We start from the raw sequence: 16,948 nt of genomic DNA on the forward strand, positions 1-16,948 counted from the left end.
CCACACCTCACAGGCTTAACGACCAACCATTATGGCCCGCCTTGGCGGGCTTTTTTTGTAATGTTGTCGGGCCTGCAAAGCTGCAGCAGAGCAGCGCCAATGCTACTATTCACGCCCGTCACTATTTCGCATTCAGTGTGCTGCGCTACTTTCCGGCTTTCCACGACTGCTTTCCGTCAATGCAAGGAGTGTTCGCTTGTTCAGATCCGGCTATCGCGGGCTATTCGCCTTCTCTTCTTCGCTTAGCCGTCGCGCTAACCCCTGGTCAATTGCCCTGATTGCGGTAGCGTTCGTGGTTGCGCTGCCCGTACTGGTGGTTTTTGCCCATATCGCGATGCCCACCGATGGCGTTTGGCAACACCTGGCCAGCACCGTACTGGGCCGCTATTTAAACAATACCTTCTGGCTGGTCGTGAGCGTAGGACTTGGCACGCTGATCATCGGTACCGGGGCGGCTTGGCTAGTGGTGATGTGCCGCTTTCCCGGCAAACGGCTCTTCGAGTGGGCGCTACTGCTGCCATTGGCGGTGCCCACTTACGTGATCGCCTACGCCTACACTGACTTTTTGCAGTTTGCCGGGCCATTCCAGACCCTGCTGCGCGAGACATTTGGCTGGGGCTATGGCGACTACTACTTTCCCAATATTCGCTCCCTCGGCGGCGCCGCAACGGTGATTACCCTGGTGCTCTACCCCTACGTTTACCTGCTGGCTCGCGCCTCGTTTCTTGAGCAATCTGTATGCGTACTGGATGTAGGCCGTACGCTAGGGCGCGGCCCCTGGAAACTGTTTGCCAGCGTCGCCGTGCCGCTGGCGCGCCCGGCGCTAGTAGGTGGTGTATCGCTGGTATTAATGGAGACACTCAACGAGTTCGGCGCCGTGCAGTTCTTTGGCGTGGATACCTTTACCACCGGTATCTACCGCACCTGGTTTGGCATGGGCGAACAGGTAGCGGCGGCGCAGTTGGCGGCGTGCCTGCTCACCTTCGTGATTGTATTAGTGCTACTGGAGCGCTGGTCGCGGGGCAAGCGCCGCTATTTCCATACCACCAATCGCTATCAGCAGTTACCCGAATACGCGCTGCACGGCTGGCGCGCTGTGGCGGCAACGCTGGCCTGTCTGGTGCCGGTGTTGGTGGGCTTTTTACTGCCCAGCGGCATTCTGCTCAATTTAGCGCTGCAGGGGGGCGATGCGCTGTGGGGCACGCGCTTTATCGGCTACGCCTGGAACAGCCTGGGGCTGGCAACCGTGGCCGCGCTAATCGCCGTGGGCTTAGCCGTTGTGCTGAGCTACGGCGTACGCATGCACGATACGACCTTTGCGCGGGTGGCTTCCCGGGTAGCCTCCATGGGCTACGCGATTCCGGGCTCGGTGGTTGCGGTGGGTATTCTGATTCCGTTTGCCTGGTTGGATAACGCCCTCAACACTTGGCTGAATAACCACTATGGCTACATTATCGGTCTGATCTTCAGTGGGTCAGCGTTTATCTTGCTATACGCCTACGTGGTGCGCTTTTTAGCCGTTTCGTTCAATGCCGTTGAGGCCAGTCTGGGCAAAGTCACCCCCAGCATGGATGCCGCATCGCGCACCCTGGGGCAAACCGCGGGGGGCACGCTGCGCCATATTCATACACCGATGATGCGCAGCAGCCTGCTGGCGGCAGGGATTTTAGTCTTCGTCGACGTCATGAAGGAGCTGCCCGCGACGATTATTCTACGCCCCTTCAACTTCGACACCCTGGCCGTGAGAGCGCATAACCTCGCCTCTGACGAGCGTCTGGCCGAAGCCTCCACCTCGTCGCTGGCCATTGTGGTGGTGGGTATCCTGCCGGTGATTCTGCTTAGCATGGCCATGCGCCGTTCACGCCCCGGCGCTCAGTCCTGATGAAGCATTACGCCGTGAGCGGGAAAACAAATACTTGGGAAAGGTCGAGGTGAATATCCACCGGCTGGCCTTCTGCGGGTAGAAACACCCCGGGTACGCGAGCGTGCAGGTGGGCCTCAAGGCCGTTTTCGCCATGGGCACACAGGTGCAGCAGGCTGGTGCGCCCAAGAAGTTTCGCCATTACCACATGGCTATGGCGATGGGCATCAGCAGGCAAGTCGCGCTCAACAATGCGCAGCGCCTCGGGGCGGATCATGATTTGCGCGTCGCTGCCCTCGGCTAACCAGGGGGCAGGCACCCGCCCCACTGGCGTATTCACAGCGCCATTCTGTACCTTGCCCTGTAGCTCATTGACGTCGCCAAAAAAGGTTACTACAAAAGGATCTTGAGGCGCGCAGTAAAGCTCGCGGGGCGTTCCGGTCTGCACGATTCGTCCATCCCGCATCAACGCGATGCGATCGGCCATAAACATGGCTTCTTCAGGGTCGTGGGTCACCAGCAGCGTCGCCGCGCCGACCTTTTTCAGCACGTGGAGGGTATCGTCGCGAATGCGGTCGCGTAGACGCGCATCCAGGCTTGAGAACGGCTCATCCAACAGCATTAAACGCGGCGATGGCGCCAGCGCCCGCGCCAGCGCCACCCGCTGCTGCTGCCCACCAGAAAGCATATGCGGGTAAACATCGGCATAGGCGGCCATACCCAACTGATCAAGCAGCTGTGACGCCCGCTCGCGACGCTCGCGAGAGGCTAAATGTTTAAGCCCAAAGGTGACATTTTCCAATACGGTTAGGTGGGGGAAAAGTGCCGAGTCCTGGAACGCCAGTCCAACATTGCGCTTCTCCGGTGGCACATGACGCTGGCCTGGGCCGGCAATATAAATATCTTCCAAGGAAACGCTGCCCTCTTGCAGCACTTCAAGACCCGCCGCGATTCGCAGCAGCGTTGTCTTCCCACATCCCGAGGGGCCCAGCAGGCAAACTACTTCCCCAGGGGCAACGCTTAAGTCCACGCCTTTCACTACCGTATCGCCATCATAGGCATGACGTACATTATGCAGGGTTAACGCCGATGAACTAGGCACCGCCGCGGCGACCTTCAGGGTTGCTGTCATAAATCCCCACTTTGCAGCTGGGCAAACCGCCCGACAAACGACTAAACGCGGATTGTGTACATTTGAAAGTTATTTGCATTGTATTTTTTATTGCAATGAGATGCACGTCTAGTGCCTTTCGTTGAATGCGGTTGGTTAGCATTCACCTTGACCTCAACGGGGATTAAAGCTTGAATACTCACCGCTGATAATGCAACTTATTATCAAAACTGAAGGGAGATATTCATGATGACAAAAGCACGCCTGACGCTATCAGTCGCCGCCATTTTGGCGGGTTCCGCCGTTGCTAGCAGCGCTCTAGCAAACGAGCTTAACCTTTATTCTGCTCGCCATTACGACTCTGACGAGCCCCTCTACAACGCGTTCACTGAAGAGACCGGTATCAAAGTCAACCTGCTTGAAGGCGACTCCGACCAACTGATTGAGCGTATTCAGCGCGAAGGCGTGGCGAGCCCGGCTGATGTCATGATGACCGTCGACGCAGGCCGTCTCTGGCGCGCGGAAGATGAAGGTATCTTCCAAAGCATCGAGTCAGACGTTCTCAATGAACGCTTGCCCGAAGCCATGCGCCACCCTGACGGCCTGTGGTTTGGCTTTAGTCAGCGCGCCCGGGCGATTTACTACAACCGCGAAAACTTCGACCCAAGCCAGATCGAAAGCTACGAAGGCCTGGCCGACCCGCAGTTTGAAGGCAAAGTGTGCATTCGCTCTTCCAACAACATTTACAACCAGTCACTGCTGGCCTCAATGATTGAGCATCACGGCGAAGAGGGTGCCGAAGAGTGGGCCCAGGGCGTGGTTAACAACATGGCGCGGGATCCGGAAGGTGGCGATACCGACCAGATTCTCGGCGTTGCCAGCGGCGAGTGCGAAATCGGCGTAGCCAACCATTACTACTATGTGCGCCTGCTGAAATCTGACGACGACGCCGAACGTGAAGCGGCGCGTAAAGTGGGTATTATTTTCCCCAACCAGAATGACCGCGGCACCCACGTCAACGTTGGCGGCGCCGGTGTGGTAGAAGGTGCGCCCAACCGCGACAACGCCATCCGCTTCCTAGAGTACTTGGCCTCAGACACCGCCCAGGAAATCTTTGCCTCCGGCAACAACGAGTTCCCGGTAGTCGAAGGCATCAAGAAAGATCCAGTGCTGGAATCCTGGGGCAATTTCAAAACGGATGACGTGAATATCAGCGTACTGGGTGAGAACAACCCTGAAGCGATCCGCATTTTTGATCGCGTCGGCTGGCGTTAAGCCTCAGTCCAAATCATCGCAACGAAGCATCTCGACTAACCATCGCGGTTAGCCCACCCCCGCAGCCAATGGCTGCGGGGGTTTCGTTTATAACAATTTTTCGTTTATAACAATGATTAGACTAGGGAGTTAGTGCGCTTCATCCCAATTGGCACCACTCTCCGCCTCGACGATTAGCGGCACTTTTAGCTTTGCCGCGCCCTGCATGCGTTTTTGCACCTGCTCGATAAACGCCTCGACCTGTTTCTCGGCGACTTCAAACACCAGCTCATCATGCACCTGCATGACCATTAGCGCATCGAACTCGCCTTCCGCCAGCCACGCATCCACGTCGATCATCGCCTGCTTGATGATATCCGCCGCGGTGCCCTGCATCGGCGCATTGATTGCAGTGCGCTCGGCGCCTTGGCGGCGGTTGCGGTTTTGCGACTGGATTTCCGGCAGGTAGAGGCGCCGACCTAATACAGTTTCGACGAAGCCATCTTCCGCCGCCTGGGAGCGAATGCGCTCCATGTAGCGGGCCACGCCAGGGTAGCGGTCGAAGTAGCGGTCAATATAAGTCTGCGCCTGGTTACGTTCGATATGCAGTTGGCGCGACAGCCCCCAGGCGCTCATACCGTAAATCAAGCCGAAGTTAATCGCTTTGGCGCTGCGCCGCTGGTCGCCAGAGACCTTCTCAAGGGAGGTGCCAAAGACTTCCGCTGCGGTGGCAGTGTGGATATCCCGCCCTTCGGCAAAGGCTTCCAGCAGGCCTTTATCTTCGGAAAGGTGCGCCATAATGCGCAGTTCGATCTGCGAGTAGTCGGCGGCGACAATGCGATAGCCAGGGCGGGCAATAAACGCCTGGCGAATTTTGCGCCCCTCTTCGGTGCGAATGGGGATGTTTTGCAAGTTGGGGTCTGATGACGACAGCCGCCCGGTGGCGGTGACCGCCTGGTGGTAGCTGGTATGCACTCGGCCGGTAGCTTTATTGAGCAGCCGCGGCAACTTGTCGGTGTAGGTGGACTTCAGCTTGGCCAACCCCCGGTGCTGCATAATCACTTTCGGCAGCGGGTAGTCCAGTGCCAGCTCTTCCAGCACGCCTTCCGCGGTAGAGGGCGCACCTTTAGGGGTTTTCTTGAGCACTGGGATTTTCTGCTCTTCAAACAGAATCTGCCCCAACTGCTTGGGCGAGCCCAGGTTAAACTCCCGCCCGGCGAGTTCAAACGCCTCGCGCTCTAACTCACCAATGCGCTTTTCTAACTGCTGGCTCTGTTTGTACAGTAGGTCAGCATCTACCGCCACTCCGTTGCGCTCAATGCGCGAGAGCACTTTGATTAGCGGCAGCTCGATATGATCGAGCACTTCCGCCAGACGCCCTTCGTTCTCAACCTGGGGGCGCAGCGTTTCTTGCAGCCTTAACGTGATATCAACATCTTCGCAGGCGTAAGGCGCCGCTTGCTCCAAGGCAATTTGGTTAAAGGTCAGCTGCTTGGCGCCTTTACCGGCGATCTCTTCAAAGGAGATGGTCTTTTCGCCCAGATACTTCAGCGCCAGCGAATCCATATCATGGCGCGTAGCGGTGGAGTTGAGCACGTACGACGCCAGCATAGTGTCTGCAAAAGGCCCGGCAACGGAGATTGCATAGTTGGCCAGCACCGAAATATCGTACTTAAGGTTCTGGCCAATCTTGGTTTTTTTAGGATCTTCCAACAGCGGCTTTAGCGCGGCGAGGACTGTTTTACGGTCAAGCTGCTGGGGGGCATCCAAATAGTCGTGGGCCAGCGGAATATAGGCCGCCTCCCCCGCTTCTAGCGACAAGCCGACGCCGACGATTTCTGCATCCATATAGTTGAGGCTGGTGGTTTCCAGATCAAAACAGAAGCGCTCGGCGTTTTGTAGCCGCGCAAGCCAAGCCTCAAAGTCTGCCTGTTCGAGAATAACGTGGTCTTCACGCACAGACGTTTTTTCAGCAGCGCTCGACGCTTCGGACTTGGTCTCTGCCTCATCAGCGCTCACGGGCGCAGGCTCGCCGCCTTTCACATCATCCACACCTTCGTCTTTGCCTTCCAGCAACTCACCCAGCCACTGGCGGAACTCCATCTCTTTATACAGGGTGACCAGCGCTTCACGATCCGGGTGGGCGATATCCAAGTCATCCAAGCCCACTGGCAGTTCGCAGTCGACCTTGATGGTCGCCAACTGATAGGAGAGAAACGCCTGTTCGCGATGTTCCTCAAGCTTCTTGGGCAGCGTTTTCGCGCCCCGGAAAGTGAGCATTTTGACTCGCTCTAAATCGCCGTAGATGGTCTCCAGCCCGCCGCCCATGCCTTGCAGCAGACCAATCGCAGTCTTTTCACCCACGCCGGGCACGCCGGGAATGTTATCGACCTTGTCACCCATTAGGGCGAGAAAGTCGATAATCAGCGCTGGAGAAAGACCAAATTTCTCTTCCACGCCCGCCTCATCCAAGGTTTCATCCTTCATGGTGTTAACCAGGGTGATATGGGCATTGACCAACTGCGCCATATCCTTATCGCCGGTGGAGATCACCGCGTCGCGCCCCGCCTGGGTAGCGTGATGGGCCAGAGTACCAATCACATCGTCCGCTTCGACACCTTCAATACACAGTAATGGCAGGCCCAGCGCTTTCACGCAGGCGTGCAGCGGCGCAATCTGACTGCGCAGATCATCGGGCATGGGCGGGCGATGCGCTTTATAGTCGCTGTACATATCATCACGGAAGGTTTTACCCGGCGCGTCGAATACCACCGCCATGGGGCTTTCGGGGTAATCCTTGATCAGCCGTTTGAGCATATTCAACACGCCTTTCACCGCGCCCGTCGGCTGACCATTGGAGGTCGTGAGCGGCGGTAGCGCATGAAAGGCACGGTAAAGATAAGAAGAGCCATCGACGAGAACGATTGGAGCGCGAGCCATAACCAAGTTCCATTGTTAAATAGGATTGTTTAAAAAGAGTTGCTCACATGATACCCGCTGCGCTGGCCGCCTGCAGAGTCAAACTCCTCTCTGTTAACACAACAACGCTGCCAACTAAGCGGCCAAGCCGCTACAATAACGGGCTTAGCAACCTGGGCGAGACTCTCATGGCTGTATTTACCCCGCTTAGCGACGCACAGGTCGCTGCGTTTTTAGAAAAATTTGATGTTGGCAGTTTCGTTTCCCTACAGGGCGTCGCAAACGGCACCGAGAATTCGACATTTTTTGTGACCACCGACCGCCGTGAACTTGTACTGACCCTTTTTGAGCAAGGCGAACACGAGGAGCTGCCGTTCTTTGTTGAACTGCTCGACTATTTGGACGAGCACCGCTTACCGGTGCCGGGTACGGTGCACGACCGTGAAGGTATCGCGCTGCATAGCCTGGAGGGCAAGCCAGCGCTGCTATTCCCGCGCCTGCCTGGCCGTCATCCGGAAGCGCCCAATTTAGCCCAATGCCAAGCCTTAGGTGACACTTTGGGTCGTATGCACGTGGTATCGAAGCGCTTCCCCGGCCACCGCCCGAATCCGCGGGATCTCAACTGGCTGCACGTGATGCACCACAAGGTATTGAGCTACATAAGTCCCGCTGATCAAACGCTGATGAAGGACGAAGTCGACGATTTCGAAAGCGCCTTCAGCCAACACGGTGAGCTGCCCCAGGGTGCTCTGCATGGTGACCTGTTCCGCGACAATACTCTGTTCGAGGGGGATCAGCTCGGCGGTATTATCGACTTTTATAATGGCTGCACCGGCGATCTGCTGTTTGATTTGGCGATTGTGATCAACGACTGGGCCTCTAACGAGGATGGCACGCTTAATTTAGAGCGCCACGATACGTTATTAAGCGCTTATCAAGCGCGCCGCCCATTAACCGCGGCTGAACGGGAGCTGTGGCCGACCATGCTGCGCATGACAGCGCTGCGCTACTGGCTGTCGCGCTTACTGGTGGTCTATGTTGACCCGCCAGCTCACGACTTGACGCCCCACGATCCGGAGCGTTTCCGTACTATTTTAAATGCGCGCATTGCCCACGGTGCACTGCCGCTGCCTGAGGTGTCTGCATGAGTGTGATGGCAACGACTAGCCCTGCCCTGCGCGCACGGCGCACCTGGAATATCGACCAATGGGGTAGCGGCTACTTCGACGTGGATGACCACGGTCAGGCCCTGGTACGCCCGCTGGGTAGCGATGCGGAAGGCCCGGCGCTGCCGCTTAGCGGCCTGGTTCGCCAACTGCAAGCAGCCGGGCTGCGCCTACCGGTGCTGGTGCGCTTTAGCGATATTCTTCATGACCGGGTAGAGCAGCTGTGCGGTGCTTTTGATGCTGCCATGAGCGACTGCGACTATCAGGGCGGCTACACTGCGGTTTACCCGATTAAAGTCAACCAGCAGCGTCGGGTGGTCGAAGAAATTCTGGCGACCGCTGAGCGCGGCAATGGCCGGGTGGGGCTCGAAGCGGGCAGCAAGCCAGAACTACTGGCTGTGCTGGCGCTTTCCGACAGCGGCTCCTCGCTCATTGTGTGTAACGGCTATAAAGACCGCGAATACGTGCGTCTGGCGTTGCTAGGGGAGAAGCTGGGCCACAAGGTCTACTTGGTGGTCGAAAAGCTCTCCGAACTGCAGTTGATCCTAGAAGAAGCCCGAGAGCTGGAGGTCACGCCCCGCATAGGCCTACGTGCCCGCCTAGCCTCGGTGGGTAAAGGCAAGTGGCAGAATACCGGCGGTGAAAAATCCAAGTTTGGTCTCACCGCCAGCCAGATTCTAAAGGTCGTAGACACCCTACGTCGCGAGGATGCGCTGGAAAGCCTGCAGCTGGTGCACTTCCACTTAGGCTCCCAGATCGCCAATATCCGCGATATTCAGCGCGGCCTACGCGAATGCGCACGCTTTTATCAAAATCTGATGGAACTGGGTGCACCGATTGACACTGTAGACGTCGGCGGCGGTTTGGGAATCGACTACGAAGGCACTCGTTCGCGTAGCTTCTGCTCGGCCAACTACTCGATGCGTGAATACGCCCGTAACGTAGTGAGCGCCTTTGCCCAGCTGTGCCAAGAAGCGAACCTGCCACAGCCCCATCTGATCAGCGAATCGGGCCGTGCGCTGACCGCCCACCACGCGGTATTGATCACCAACGTGATTGGCGAAGAGCGTATCGACGACACCCCACCTGAGCAGCACTCTCAAGAAGATACCCAAGTGGAGCTTCTGTGGCGGGTGTTCGAGCAACTCGCTACCGCTCAAGAACCACGCATGCTGGTAGAAGCCTGGCACGACCTGCTTCAGGCGGTAAGTGAGTTGCAGGAACGATTTGTAATGGGCTTGAGTAATATTACCGCCCGCGCCGAAGGCGAGCGGGTGTACATGGCTGCCTGCGCACGACTGCGTACCCAGCTTGATACCCGCAACCGGGCCCATCGTGAAATCATGGACGAGCTGGCGGAGAAGCTAGCCGACAAGCTGTTCGTTAACTTCTCATTGTTCCAGTCTGTCCCTGACGTTTGGGGGATCGAGCAGATATTCCCGGTGCTGCCGTTGAGCGGGCTTGATCAGGCCCCCACCCGACGGGCGGTGATTCAGGATATCACCTGCGATTCCGACGGCCGCATCGACAGCTACGTCGACGGCCAGGGGGTCGAGAGCACCCTGCCGCTGCCTGAATGGCCATCAGACGACGAGCGCTGGTTAGGCTTCTTCCTGGTGGGCGCCTATCAGGAGATCCTTGGCGATTTGCATAACCTGTTCGGCGACACCGACTCCGTTGACGCTGCGCTCAATGCAGACGGCGAGTGGACGCTCTCCAATCCCCTGGCCGGGGACTCGGTGGCCCAGGTGCTGGCCTACGTCAACTTCAATGCCAACGTGCTCAAGCAGAAACTCACCGACCAGCTAGCCGCAAGCGGCTTCTCTGCCGACGAGCAGGCCCGCTTTGCGGCCAGCTTAAGCGAAGGGCTGGAAGGCTATACCTATCTTGAATAAGCCATCTTGAATAAGCGATCTTGAACAGCTTGGCTTAAACAGCCCAAAAAGAAACGCCACCTGTGGTTAACGGGTGGCGTTTCTATTAATAACGATAGCGAATGCTTGTGGCGGGCTATCTGCTTCACTGTTTGTGGGTCAACTATTTAGTTACTCGACGACGCTGGTTTCAACTTCCAAACCACCGGTCAAGGTTAGGCGCAACGATGAACCGCGAACCAGTTCCCCAACGCCAGAAGGCGTGCCGGTTAAGATTACATCGCCCGGCTCCAGGGTGAAGTGGCGGCTCATTTCAGCCACCAGCGTGGGGACAGCAAAGATCATATCGGAACCTTCGCCGTGCTGACGCTCTTCCCCATCAATCTCAAGGGTAAAAGCCAGCGCGTTCCAGTTGGGCACTCGGCTTAAGGGCAGAAACGACGAAAGCGGGCAAGCGCCATCAAAGGCTTTGGCGATTTCCCAAGGGTGCCCCTTCTCTTTTAGCTTCGTCTGTACATCACGCAGGGTTAAATCCATCGCCAACCCGATACCGACAATCGCGCGCTCGGCTTCATCCAGGGTGGCATGGGTTAAGGTTTCACCCACTAACAGCGCAAGCTCAACTTCATAATGTACGTCGCCGCGTGAAAACGGCGGATCCAACGGTTTGGTTAGATCCACAACGCTGGTCGACGGCTTAATGAACAGCAGCGGCTCAGTGGGAACCGGATTATCCAGCTCTTTCGCATGGTCGGCATAGTTACGGCCGATGCAGACAACCTTGCCCAACGGGTGGGGAAACTCCTGGCCATCGGTAAACTGTGGAACAAAACGCATGGCGGGTATTCTCCTTCTCATTATGCGTGCCGCATTCGCAACGACAGGCGCAACAGTTTACCCCACCTAGACGAAGGTTCCACACCCTTCGGCCATGAATTTGTTTCCCCACTGCGGGTTAGCGATATTGTTGCACCGCTTGATCAGGGCTATGAGCCAAGAAGTCTGGGCGTTGTTGAGCCGCCGCATAAGGCGCTTGGCAACGATTATCCTGACGGTTAAATACAAAGAACACGTTGCTTCGTGGGTCGGGTGAAAGGTTAGCGTTCGAAGCATGCAGGGTATTGCAATCGAACAGTAACAAGCCGCCTGCCTTACCTTTGGGTGCTTCAATACCGTGTTCGGCCACTAGCTCGGCCAGCGCCTCTGGGCTGGGCACGCCCACTTCCTGCTCTTTCAACGAGCTTTTATGGTTATCCTCCGGCGTTTCACCTAGGCATGGCACGAATTTTTTGTGCGAGCCAGGAATCAACATCAACGGGCCGTTGAACTCGTGGTTGTCGGTTAAGATCAGCGATGCGCTGACGGCATGCATCGCAGGCATGCCGTCCTCTGCGTGCCAGGTTTCAAAATCGGAGTGCCAGTTAAAGCCCTTACCGGCAAACCCAGGCTTGTAGTTTATCCGCGATTGATGCACATAAGAATCGCCGCCAATGATTTGACGAGCAGCGCCCGCGACACGCTCATCGCTGGCCAGTTTTCCCAGCCGCTCAGAGAGGAAGTGCACTGCAAATAGCGAACGAATTTCCTGACTCTTTGGTTCAGTCACACTGAAGTCTTTATTGAGATACTCATCGTTGCTCATCAGCGCCTTCATTTCCTGACGCAACTCATCAAGCTCTGCGCCTTCAATGAGATTGGGAATAAACAAAAACCCTTTACGCTCAAACTCATCAAGCTGCGCCTGACTTAACGGGCCAGAAAGCTGGCGCCCCTTGATGACCGCATCTTGGCGCGACAACCAAGTGTTTACCGGGGTAGTGGCCAAGCGCGACGGGTAGGCATCCTGTACCTGTGTACGCTGAGCCGGAGTAACGTGAGCGTTAGGCGTATCGGCCATTTCGCTATATTGCTTATGGGCAGTTACCGCATTTAGCGGTGTGCTTTTGACTGTCATCTAATCCACTCCTTGTATGATTAGGTTTCAGATCGAACATATTGTACGTACAAATAATCACGTACGTATAAAAAGTAGGGCACGGTTAAAACAACGTGCAGGGAGTATCCTAGACCACTAAAATTTCCCCGCAAGGCGTGATTAGCCATTTGATAACGTAGGTTACGTGAAAAAAATTGAACGGTAACTTACATAACTTTAATTGACCCATGATCTAACCAACGTATTAGTTGTTCAATTTACCAGCTAAAAATCAGTTTTCTTAAAAAATAGCTCATACCTGTTTTAAATGACCATAGATTGAATCTTCGTCAAAGTCGGCATATTCAGCCAACAGATCAGGTTGTAACAAACTAATTGAGCCTCTAGTTTTTCGAATCATTTTCTTTTGCTCTAACGCAGTCATACAACGGCTGACATGCACGCTAGTAATACCCAACAACTCACCCACCACCTCTTGTTTGATTGGCAGAGAGATTGCATTTGAATCCATTATTTCTTTAAAATTATGCCTTGCATATACCTCAAGAAGAAAATGCGCCACCCGTTTTTCAGCTTTATGATGGGTACAACTTCTCAATCTTTCGATGGCAATATTATCATTAACCATTATATAAGAAATTACCGCTCTTTTTACATCCACATAACTTTCAAATAATTCATGCAACCTATCAGTTGACACCCTATCTAACTGACAATTCTGCAATGCCAATACTGTCATATTATGATTGTCGAAAAAACTCTCTCGGATACCTACAATATCACCAGGCATATATACATTACATATATCTTCACTTCGGTCTTTAACGGAACGACTTGAGCTTACCCATCCCTTCTTCACTACAAAAACGTCCGCCCTTTCTTGATACAAAGAGTGTATTTTTTGATTTTTCTTTAAATCTACGTTATCGAACCTAATACTCGACAAACGATCCAAAGCTTCAGCTTCAATTTTACAATAACGATTCAAAACATCACCCAAACTTGTAAGCTGAGACAAATTGACTATCACTTCAGACACTTGAGCACAGTGATCTTTTATATTCGAAGTTTCGTTTTGAATATCAATTATATAATCTGTCATTTCTACATTCCTTGTAGTTAGACAAAAGGCATACACTCAATCACATAATGTATAATGGGAAACATTATCCATTCGATTGATGACTAAATAATATAGACAACAATTAGAAATACTACAAGGTCAATTTATTCATGCATTAAAAAATGGGCTGCGAATTCACTTAACACTAAATATATAGATTATCGAAATCCGCCACTTCCCACTCAGCCAAAAAGCGACAACATAATTAATTAATAAAGGAATAAAGGAATAAAGGAATAAAGGAATAAAGGAATAAAAGAATAAAAACTGCGACAAAAAAGCCCGGGCAACAAGCCAAGGCTAAACATTCACTATGTGAGACAGTTTAAAATATTAAAATTAAAACCATCAGGTCAATCTAGCACGTTTTCTCTTTTGAAAAACGTTATAACGTTTACGAGACAGCCAGTTATTTCATAACCGATTCAACCTTAATAATCATCTACATCTGCTCGTTCTGAGCGCCAGAGTTTGGCGGAGCTTTACCCAACGTCGCTTCCTGGCCTTCAGGTGCAGGCTGATCCATTACTGAATAATTGCTCTTTCCGTCAAGAGAAGGGCCTTCTGCCCAGCGGCCTTTCGGCGCTTCTTTATCAAGTAGGGTATTCAAGTAATAGTAAGAGTGCTGCATCGCCTCATGGTCTTCTGGGGTCGAGTTCGGAATGGGAAGCTGCGCTTGCATGCCACCCAACTCTTCTATGACGGCCAGCCATTGCTGTTGATGGTAGGTATCTCGTGCGATCAGGAACGATAAGAAATCCTTCATGCCATTATCATCAGTCCAGTTATATAGGCGTGATGCAAGCACCCTGCCCCCAGCTTCCGCAGCCACGTTTGCTAGCATATCGGCACCAATATTACCGGTGGCATAGACATGGCTCATATCAAATGGAACACCATTCGCATTTACCGGCATCGCCGAAAGACCTGAGGATAATAGGTGCCGTGGGTTGGCACCGCCGAGAATGGCATTCATAACCGGATCTTTGGCGGTCTCTTCTTGGTAAGAGAGGGGCGCTCCTTCAAGGTTAAGCGCGACGGCATGACCAAGCATCTCAATATGCGATAGCTCTTCCGTTGCCGTCGACATCAGCATATCGCGGATACGGTCATCGCCTCGGGCGCCCATCGCTTGGAAGAAATACTGCATCGCAACGCGAATTTCACCTTCTATACCACCAATTGCCTGCTGTAGCAGCATGGCGAACTGGGGATTAGGCTTATCGACTTTTACCGGGTACTGAAGTTTTGCGGAATGATGAAACATTTTAAATTCTCCTTAATGAGCTACCAGAGAATCCTTCCACTGGCAGTAATGTCATAGGTGATCTTTAGGTTTATTAGTAATTTAAAACCACAAACCTCATCCCTCTTAGATAATTCACCATATAGATCGAACACTAATGAGCATAGCTGACATGCCTTGCCTATCAAGCCGCAAGCAGCACAAAACAAAAGATTTAACTTACATTAAAATAAATCATGCCAGCTTAATTTTAAATCACCAAGATAACTTACCGTAAAAACTACAACAACATCACCATACTCATTAAATCCTCAGAAAAACTAAAATTTCAGGCTTAAAAATATCATCATTTTTTTGATTTTAATATTCATATTATTTAATGCTATTATCATTCTTTAACCTCATAAGGAATTGCAATTTGAAGCGACTGCTAGCGATATGTGGATTTATCGGCACTCTATTAATATTCGTCGGCTGCACCGTGGACGCGACAAAAGCCCAAAGCGCTTCCGCGACCCTAGATGAACCGTTGGTCAATACCTATTGGAAGCTGACGAGACTGAATGGTGCGCCGGTCGTCACTCATGAGAATGTTCGTGAAGCTCACCTGGTTCTTCATCAAGATGCTTCACGCTTAGCCGGCGCTACGGGCTGTAATACCCTGATGGGCAGCTACCTGTTGGAAAACGAGCACATTGAGTTTAGTCAAATCGCCAGCACTAAAATGGCCTGCCCAACGACCCAAATGAAAACCGAGAGCGATTTTCTTGCCTCACTCAAGCAGGTAACAGCATGGCACGTGGATGGCGCGATGCTTGTGCTGTCAGATGCCAATAGCAAACCACTGGCGACCTTCGAGGCGGTGTATCTTTATTAGTAATCGGCTCACGCAACGAGCCACTAATATTTAAATTATCAAAGCAAGTATTCAGGGGATCATAAGTCCATCGACTGATCCTACGCACTGCTCGTGAAATGTTTGGCCAGTGTTAAGAGTGTCAGCTTGCGAGTAGGCCGCTGAAGTAGCCGCGTACCAAGCTGATTTTCAAGCTTTTGAAGTCGATGGCTTAACGTATTGGAAGGTGTGCCTAACCGGCGTGCGGTCTCGGTGAAGCTACCGTTACGTACTACTGGCACAAACAGAGCAATCTCATTGAGATCAAGCATATCGATGCAATTACCTCTTCCCATCGACATAGGAAAATTAAGCAATATCGGACTTTAGAAACGGCTGCGCCACAATGGGCGTAGCTAGCATGAATGTATAAAAACAAACACATAGAGTTGGAGACCGCCGAGGATATAAATTTCCTATCTAGCTTAGCCAGCGAGCAGTGTTTATACTTTCAAATCCAAACTTAAATGAATATATCTCATGAAAAAAATAGTCGTACTACTGCTCTTACTGGCATTGCCTTATCTTTCTTCAGCCAATGAGGATGTCGAGGGATCGGGAGATCACCCTTTGATCGAGCGCGTGGCTGGGTCTTATATTGGCTGGTTTTCACGAAGTGACTTTGAGCAAGTAACGGTGCCCACCGGCCCTTTTGTGTATCGCCAAGGTTATGACAGTACTGAAACACTCGAAGGCGAACATCTGCGTATTGTCTACTTCTTCGATGAGTCAACAACCTCTACTCTCAGAATCATGCGCAGCTATCAGCAGTCGTTGGAGCGCGCAGGTTTCGAGGTACTGTTCAGTGGGCGCAGTGCGGATAATGCGCTGGATAACCGCCGTGGCACACGCTTTATGGGCAGATACAGCGCTGTTGAAAGGATGGGGTTTAAGCCTCAGATGAGACTACCCATGAGCCACGCTTCCGATGTGGCATATCTTGCTGTGCGCTCAGCAGATAGAAACGTGTTAGCCGCAGTGGTGATTTTTATGCCAGCTCGTAGCGATACCCCTGTCGTGCTGTTGGATGTAGTCACCACTACCGAAATGGACAGTGAGATGGCGCATGAGCCGTTAAAAGCAGATCGGTTGGCCACCGAACTGGATAGCCAAGGGCGGGTGGCCTTGCAGCAGATCCACTTTGCCTTTGACAGCGCAGAGATACTCCCCGAATCCAGCGAAGCACTGGCAGAGGTCGCACGGTTACTGCAAGCTGAAACGGGGTTACGTTTGCTTGTTGTAGGTCATACAGACAGTGACGGCAGCTTTGAGTACAACCTGCGCCTATCTGCTGACCGTGCTCAAGCGGTGAACGCTTATCTTGAGCGTCAGCATGACATACAGGCTGACCGACTGAGAGCGTCAGGTGCAGGGATGATGGCACCTCTGGCCAGCAACCATAGCGAAGAAGGACGCAGTCTTAACCGCCGGGTCGAGCTTGTGGAATTGCCAAACTAAATCTGGTTGACACACTGAATAACCTACCGTGGTAGCGCGAAGTAAATCACTGGTTATGGGGCGCTAATAATTAGCGCCCTTTTTCAGTGCGTTACGATGTGGCAC

13 protein-coding genes are annotated in these 16,948 nt (G+C 53.1%); 6 read left to right on the top strand and 7 right to left on the bottom strand.

Annotated features, from left to right (window positions below):
- Positions 1-196 precede the first annotated feature (196 nt).
- The gene (locus J7J49_RS10585) at positions 197-1,882 is read left to right on the top strand and encodes an ABC transporter permease (protein WP_215092361.1); all 1,686 of its coding nucleotides are present in this window, start codon (positions 197-199) and stop codon (positions 1,880-1,882) included.
- A 7-nt stretch (positions 1,883-1,889) separates the two neighbouring features.
- Here J7J49_RS10585 and J7J49_RS10590 read toward each other — a convergent pair whose 3' ends face one another.
- Entirely contained in the window at positions 1,890-2,993 is a 1,104-nt protein-coding gene (locus J7J49_RS10590; RefSeq protein WP_215092363.1) for an ABC transporter ATP-binding protein, read from the bottom strand.
- A gap of 225 nt (positions 2,994-3,218) precedes the next feature.
- On the opposite strand from J7J49_RS10590, the gene J7J49_RS10595 reads away from it, so the two are divergent.
- Entirely contained in the window at positions 3,219-4,247 is a 1,029-nt protein-coding gene (locus tag J7J49_RS10595) for a Fe(3+) ABC transporter substrate-binding protein (protein ID WP_502793510.1), read from the top strand.
- Between the two features lie 129 nt (positions 4,248-4,376).
- On the opposite strand, the gene polA is transcribed toward J7J49_RS10595, so the two are convergent.
- The gene (gene polA, locus J7J49_RS10600) at positions 4,377-7,166 is read right to left on the bottom strand and encodes a DNA polymerase I (RefSeq protein ID WP_215092365.1); all 2,790 of its coding nucleotides are present in this window, start codon (positions 7,164-7,166) and stop codon (positions 4,377-4,379) included.
- Between the two features lie 167 nt (positions 7,167-7,333).
- On the opposite strand from polA, the gene J7J49_RS10605 reads away from it, so the two are divergent.
- Positions 7,334-8,293: a homoserine kinase gene (locus J7J49_RS10605; RefSeq protein ID WP_064234433.1), complete on the top strand. Its 960-nt coding sequence runs from the start codon at positions 7,334-7,336 to the stop codon at positions 8,291-8,293.
- Positions 8,290-10,206 carry a biosynthetic arginine decarboxylase gene (speA, locus tag J7J49_RS10610; protein WP_215092367.1) on the top strand — a complete coding sequence of 639 codons (1,917 nt, stop codon included), beginning with the start codon at positions 8,290-8,292 and terminating at the stop codon, positions 10,204-10,206. Before J7J49_RS10605 ends, speA begins: the two co-directional genes overlap by 4 nt.
- A gap of 150 nt (positions 10,207-10,356) precedes the next feature.
- Here speA and J7J49_RS10615 read toward each other — a convergent pair whose 3' ends face one another.
- The 4 genes from J7J49_RS10615 to J7J49_RS10630 all read right to left on the bottom strand — a co-directional run bounded on the left by J7J49_RS10615 (position 10,357) and on the right by J7J49_RS10630 (position 14,511).
- The gene (locus J7J49_RS10615) at positions 10,357-11,022 is read right to left on the bottom strand and encodes a fumarylacetoacetate hydrolase family protein (protein WP_064234094.1); all 666 of its coding nucleotides are present in this window, start codon (positions 11,020-11,022) and stop codon (positions 10,357-10,359) included.
- Positions 11,023-11,140: 118 nt separating this feature from the next.
- Positions 11,141-12,139, bottom strand: a complete 999-nt coding sequence (gene thpD, locus J7J49_RS10620; protein WP_215092369.1) for an ectoine hydroxylase — start codon at positions 12,137-12,139, stop codon at positions 11,141-11,143.
- A 274-nt stretch (positions 12,140-12,413) separates the two neighbouring features.
- On the bottom strand, positions 12,414-13,223 hold the full coding sequence (locus J7J49_RS10625) for a Crp/Fnr family transcriptional regulator (protein WP_215092371.1): 810 nt from the start codon (positions 13,221-13,223) through the stop codon (positions 12,414-12,416).
- 463 nt (positions 13,224-13,686) lie between these two features.
- Complete coding sequence (locus J7J49_RS10630) at positions 13,687-14,511, bottom strand: manganese catalase family protein (RefSeq protein WP_215092373.1); 825 nt, start codon at positions 14,509-14,511, stop codon at positions 13,687-13,689.
- 397 nt (positions 14,512-14,908) lie between these two features.
- Here J7J49_RS10630 and J7J49_RS10635 point away from each other — a divergent pair, with 397 nt between their 5' ends.
- A complete protein-coding gene (locus J7J49_RS10635) occupies positions 14,909-15,367 on the top strand; it encodes an META domain-containing protein (RefSeq protein ID WP_215092375.1) in 459 nt (152 codons plus the stop codon).
- An 80-nt stretch (positions 15,368-15,447) separates the two neighbouring features.
- On the opposite strand, the gene J7J49_RS10640 is transcribed toward J7J49_RS10635, so the two are convergent.
- Positions 15,448-15,657 carry a helix-turn-helix domain-containing protein gene (locus J7J49_RS10640; protein WP_215092377.1) on the bottom strand — a complete coding sequence of 70 codons (210 nt, stop codon included), beginning with the start codon at positions 15,655-15,657 and terminating at the stop codon, positions 15,448-15,450.
- A 208-nt stretch (positions 15,658-15,865) separates the two neighbouring features.
- Between J7J49_RS10640 and J7J49_RS10645 the strand changes: the two genes are divergently transcribed.
- A complete protein-coding gene (locus J7J49_RS10645) occupies positions 15,866-16,843 on the top strand; it encodes an OmpA family protein (protein WP_215092379.1) in 978 nt (325 codons plus the stop codon).
- Positions 16,844-16,948: the final 105 nt, after the last annotated feature.

This window comes from Halomonas sp. ISL-56 (assembly GCF_018612805.1).
Taxonomy (GTDB): Bacteria; Pseudomonadota; Gammaproteobacteria; order Pseudomonadales; family Halomonadaceae; genus Vreelandella.

Excerpts from the sequence above, each read along its gene's own strand:
- J7J49_RS10590 (WP_215092363.1), bottom strand. The coding sequence starts at position 2,993 with ATGACAGCAACCCTGAAGGTCGCCGCGGCGGTGCCTAGTTCATCGGCG.
- polA (WP_215092365.1), bottom strand. The coding sequence starts at position 7,166 with ATGGCTCGCGCTCCAATCGTTCTCGTCGATGGCTCTTCTTATCTTTAC.
- thpD (WP_215092369.1), bottom strand. The coding sequence starts at position 12,139 with ATGACAGTCAAAAGCACACCGCTAAATGCGGTAACTGCCCATAAGCAA.
- J7J49_RS10625 (WP_215092371.1), bottom strand. The coding sequence starts at position 13,223 with ATGACAGATTATATAATTGATATTCAAAACGAAACTTCGAATATAAAA.
- J7J49_RS10640 (WP_215092377.1), bottom strand. The coding sequence starts at position 15,657 with ATGCTTGATCTCAATGAGATTGCTCTGTTTGTGCCAGTAGTACGTAAC.
- J7J49_RS10645 (WP_215092379.1), top strand. The coding sequence starts at position 15,866 with ATGAAAAAAATAGTCGTACTACTGCTCTTACTGGCATTGCCTTATCTT.
- speA (WP_215092367.1), top strand. The coding sequence starts at position 8,290 with ATGAGTGTGATGGCAACGACTAGCCCTGCCCTGCGCGCACGGCGCACC.
- J7J49_RS10615 (WP_064234094.1), bottom strand. The coding sequence starts at position 11,022 with ATGCGTTTTGTTCCACAGTTTACCGATGGCCAGGAGTTTCCCCACCCG.
- J7J49_RS10595 (WP_502793510.1), top strand. The coding sequence starts at position 3,219 with ATGATGACAAAAGCACGCCTGACGCTATCAGTCGCCGCCATTTTGGCG.
- J7J49_RS10605 (WP_064234433.1), top strand. The coding sequence starts at position 7,334 with ATGGCTGTATTTACCCCGCTTAGCGACGCACAGGTCGCTGCGTTTTTA.
- J7J49_RS10630 (WP_215092373.1), bottom strand. The coding sequence starts at position 14,511 with ATGTTTCATCATTCCGCAAAACTTCAGTACCCGGTAAAAGTCGATAAG.